Annotated in this window: 5 protein-coding genes; 4 read left to right on the top strand and 1 reads right to left on the bottom strand. The window is 37.4% G+C overall.

The window, feature by feature from the left end:
- A partial coding sequence (gene lexA / locus AC06OU_RS02380) for a transcriptional repressor LexA (protein WP_475853710.1) occupies window positions 1-520 on the bottom strand: 520 nt, incomplete at its 3' end.
- Window positions 521-694: 174 nt separating this feature from the next.
- On the opposite strand from lexA, the gene yneA reads away from it, so the two are divergent.
- From yneA to tkt, 4 genes are all read left to right on the top strand, one after another.
- Window positions 695-1006: a cell division suppressor protein YneA gene (gene yneA / locus AC06OU_RS02375; protein ID WP_475853708.1), complete on the top strand. Its 312-nt coding sequence runs from the start codon at window positions 695-697 to the stop codon at window positions 1004-1006.
- Window positions 1003-1650 (top strand): YneB family resolvase-like protein, encoded by a 648-nt coding sequence (locus AC06OU_RS02370; RefSeq protein ID WP_475853706.1) that lies wholly within the window; start codon window positions 1003-1005, stop codon window positions 1648-1650. The genes yneA and AC06OU_RS02370 overlap by 4 nt, the downstream gene beginning before the upstream one ends.
- 65 nt (window positions 1651-1715) lie before the next feature.
- Window positions 1716-1949 carry a DUF896 domain-containing protein gene (locus AC06OU_RS02365; RefSeq protein ID WP_342560660.1) on the top strand — a complete coding sequence of 78 codons (234 nt, stop codon included), beginning with the start codon at window positions 1716-1718 and terminating at the stop codon, window positions 1947-1949.
- 86 nt (window positions 1950-2035) lie between these two features.
- Window positions 2036-3730: transketolase (gene tkt / locus AC06OU_RS02360; RefSeq protein ID WP_475853704.1), on the top strand; the 1695-nt coding region annotated here is incomplete at its 3' end.

Raw genomic sequence — 3730 nt, 5'->3', positions numbered from 1 at the left:
ATGTCTTTTCTTTAAAGAACCGTTTCACAGTAGCTTCGTCATCTTCAGTCATTGCAACTACAATGTCCCCATTATTAGCAGATTGTTGTTGTTTAACCACAACATAATCTCCATTCAAGATTCCAGCTTCAATCATACTGTCACCCATAATTTCTAACATGAATAGATGGTCGTCTGATGTACCGAACGTTTCAGGTAAAGGAAAAAATTCTTCCACATTTTCAATAGCTGTTATAGGCATACCGGCAGTAACTTTACCTACCAAAGGAACATGCACAACTCCCTGTCTTTCCACAGAAACTTCCAAACCGTCCAATATTTCAATAGCGCGTGGTTTTGTAGGATCTCTCCGAATTAACCCTTTACTCTCTAATCTTGCTAAGTGACCATGCACTGTAGAGCTTGAGGCAAGTCCAACAGCCTCGCCAATTTCACGTACGGAAGGTGGATACCCTTTTTTACGAACCTCTTCTTTTATAAAAGCTAAAATATCTTCCTGTCTTTTCGACGCTTTCTTCAATGAGTTCACCTCTTTTAGTAATAAATTACCTTCTATATTAATACTTATTGATAGTATAACAGTGTCCTATACAATATGCAAACATAGGTTCTAAAATATGTTGACAAAAACAAGTGTTCGCATTATTATTAAATTATAAATACCGAACAAACATTCTTATTTGGAGGTTTTAACATGAATTGGGTAAAAAACAATTATTTTTTAGCGTTATTTTTAGGACTTAATCTAATTTTTATAACAACTATGGCTATTACACATACAATCACGGCAGAGAAAGATTACGAAATTCATATAGAACAAGGAGATTCCCTTTGGGGACTTGCTAGTGAATATGGAGTAAAAGATTCTAAAGAAGACTGGATTAGTAAAGTTATCGAAATGAATAATTTATATGATACCTCTATTAAACCAGGAGATGTTATAGTAATTCCAAAGGTAAGTGAAAACTATCACTTAAATTATGGAACAGAGGTAGCAGGAGAATGAAATCAGTTATTTATTGTCGGGTAAGTACAGACAAGTCTACTCAGGAAACTTCACTAGAGAGACAAGAAGAAGAGCTAATAGATTTTGCAACAAAACAGGGTTATGAGGTTTCTCAAGTATTCTTAGACCAGCATAGTGGGTACGATGTCGAGAGAGATGGACTACTAGAAATGCTTAATTATGTTAAGGAAAATGAAATTAAAGCTGTATTTGTCCAAGATGAAACTAGAATCGGAAGAGGAAATGGGAGAATGGCAGTCCTTCATATGCTGCAGAAAACGAATACTACTGTATTTACATTGCAAGATAAAGGAATATTAAACCTTAATGAAATGGATTCTATGCTTTTAGAAATTCTTGCCTTAGTGGAGGAGTATCAGCGCAAAATTCACAACGCCAAAATTAAACGTGGGATGAAACGAGCAATCTCGCAAGGCTATAAGCCAGAAAAGAATTTAAAATCTCGAGGGAATCCTGAAGGAAGAGATCGTATAGATATACCGGTTGATGAAATAGTCCGGTTAAGAAATGCAGGACTAACTTATGAGGAAATTACTTCCACCCTTAAAGGGTTAGGATTTCATATTAGTAAAGCTACAGTACATAGAAGATATATAGAATTTAAAGAGACACACGAAGAGTAAAGACTTGCACTTCGTGTGTTTTTTTCATACCTTTATATAAGAGATAGCTGAAAGGATGAAACTAAATGTTAAGTAAAGAAAAATTAGCACGTATAAACGAGCTGTCAAAGAAATCTAAGTCTAGCGGATTATCTATTGAAGAGGCAAAAGAACAAAGTGCACTACGTAAAGAATATTTGGAAACGTTTAGAGCGACGATGAGAGATACAATTGAAAATGTGAAAGTTATTGACCCATCTGGAAATGATGTAACGCCAGAAAAGGTTCAGCAAGCAAAAAAGGGTAAATTTCTGAATTAACTAAACATTTTAGAAACCTTGATAATACAGAGATTGTTGTCTACACTAATAATATAGAAAAAAATTTGTTCGAGAGGATGTCATTCATGTCATTACAATCAGATTTACTAGCAATTACGACTATACGTACTCTTTCTATCGATGCAATCGATAAAGCAAACTCTGGTCACCCTGGTCTTCCAATGGGGGCTGCACCAATGGCTTATACGTTATGGACAAAACATTTACGCCACAATCCGAGCAACCCTAATTGGTTTAACCGCGACCGCTTTGTTTTATCTGCTGGTCATGGCTCTATGCTGTTATACAGTTTGCTACATCTTGGTGGATATGACCTTCCAATGGAAGAGATTAAAAACTTCAGACAGTGGAACTCTAAAACTCCCGGACATCCTGAATTCCGCCACACTGCTGGGGTAGAAGCAACTACTGGTCCATTAGGACAAGGGATTGGTATGGCAGTAGGTATGGCAATGGCAGAGGCGCATTTGGCTGCTACTTATAATAAAGAAGGACACTCTGTTGTTGATCACTACACGTACGCGTTATGTGGCGATGGGGATTTAATGGAAGGTGTAGCTGCTGAAGCTATTTCTCTAGCAGGCCACTTGAAGTTAGATAAATTGATCGTATTGTATGATAGTAATGATATTTCATTAGACGGAGATTTACATAAATCTTTCTCTGAAAATATAGCTAAGCGTTTTGAATCTTATGGATGGAATCATATATACGTAGAAGATGGAAATGATATTGAAGCTATTTCAGCTGCCATCGACAAAGCTAAGGCACAAAATGATAAACCAACAATCATCGAAGTGAAAACAGTTATTGGTTTTGGTTCTCCAAACCGATCAGGTAAAGCAGATGCACATGGTATGCCACTTGGAAAAGAAGAATCTCTATTAGCTAAAGCAGAGTATAAATGGTTATTCGAGGAAGATTTCTATGTTCCAGAGGAAGTATACGAGACTTTCAAGGAAGCTGCAGAACGTCAAGGCGTTCAAGAAGAAGCATCTTGGAATGATAAATTTGCAGCATATGAAAAAGAATTCCCAGAATTAGCAGCAACTTTAAATCAAGCGATTAAAGGAGAAATGCCTGCAAACTTTGCAGATGCTCTTAAATCATATGAAGAAGGTTCTTCACAGGCAAGTCGTGCTGCTTCAGGAGAAGCAATTAACGCAATTGCTCAGAATCTACCTTCATTCTTTGGAGGAAGTGCTGACTTAGCTGGTTCTAACAAAACTACTATTAAAAATGCTGGAGATTTCTCTGCTGAAAACTATGCAGGTAAAAACATCTGGTTTGGAGTACGTGAATTTGCAATGGGTGCTGCTCTTAACGGCATGGCATTGCATGGTGGTCTTCATGTATTTGGCGGTACATTCTTCGTATTCAGTGATTATGTACGACCAGCAATTCGTCTATCTGCCTTAATGGGATTACCAGTTACTTATGTATTTACACATGACAGTATTGCTGTAGGAGAAGATGGTCCAACTCATGAGCCAGTTGAGCACTTAGCATCACTAAGAGCAATGCCAGGTTTATCAGTTATACGACCAGCTGATTCAAACGAAACTGCTGAAGCATGGAAGCTAGCTGTTTCTTCTAAAGATCACCCGACTGTATTAGTTCTATCACGTCAAAATCTACCAACACTAAAAGGTTCTGTGGAACAAGCAAGTGAGGGAGTTGCAAAAGGTGCTTATGTCGTTTCTCCAGCAGAAAATGCAGAAGGTATCTTATTAGCAACTGGTTCAGAGGTTGGGCTAGCA

It is taken from the genome of Psychrobacillus sp., assembly GCF_056205495.1.
The sequence above is the reverse complement of the archived record's forward strand: the minus strand, read 5'-3'. Positions and strand labels throughout refer to the sequence as shown.

Coding starts and splice junctions, on each gene's coding strand:
- AC06OU_RS02365 (WP_342560660.1), top strand. CDS start 1,716: ATGTTAAGTAAAGAAAAATTAGCACGTATAAACGAGCTGTCAAAGAAA.
- yneA (WP_475853708.1), top strand. CDS start 695: ATGAATTGGGTAAAAAACAATTATTTTTTAGCGTTATTTTTAGGACTT.
- AC06OU_RS02370 (WP_475853706.1), top strand. CDS start 1,003: ATGAAATCAGTTATTTATTGTCGGGTAAGTACAGACAAGTCTACTCAG.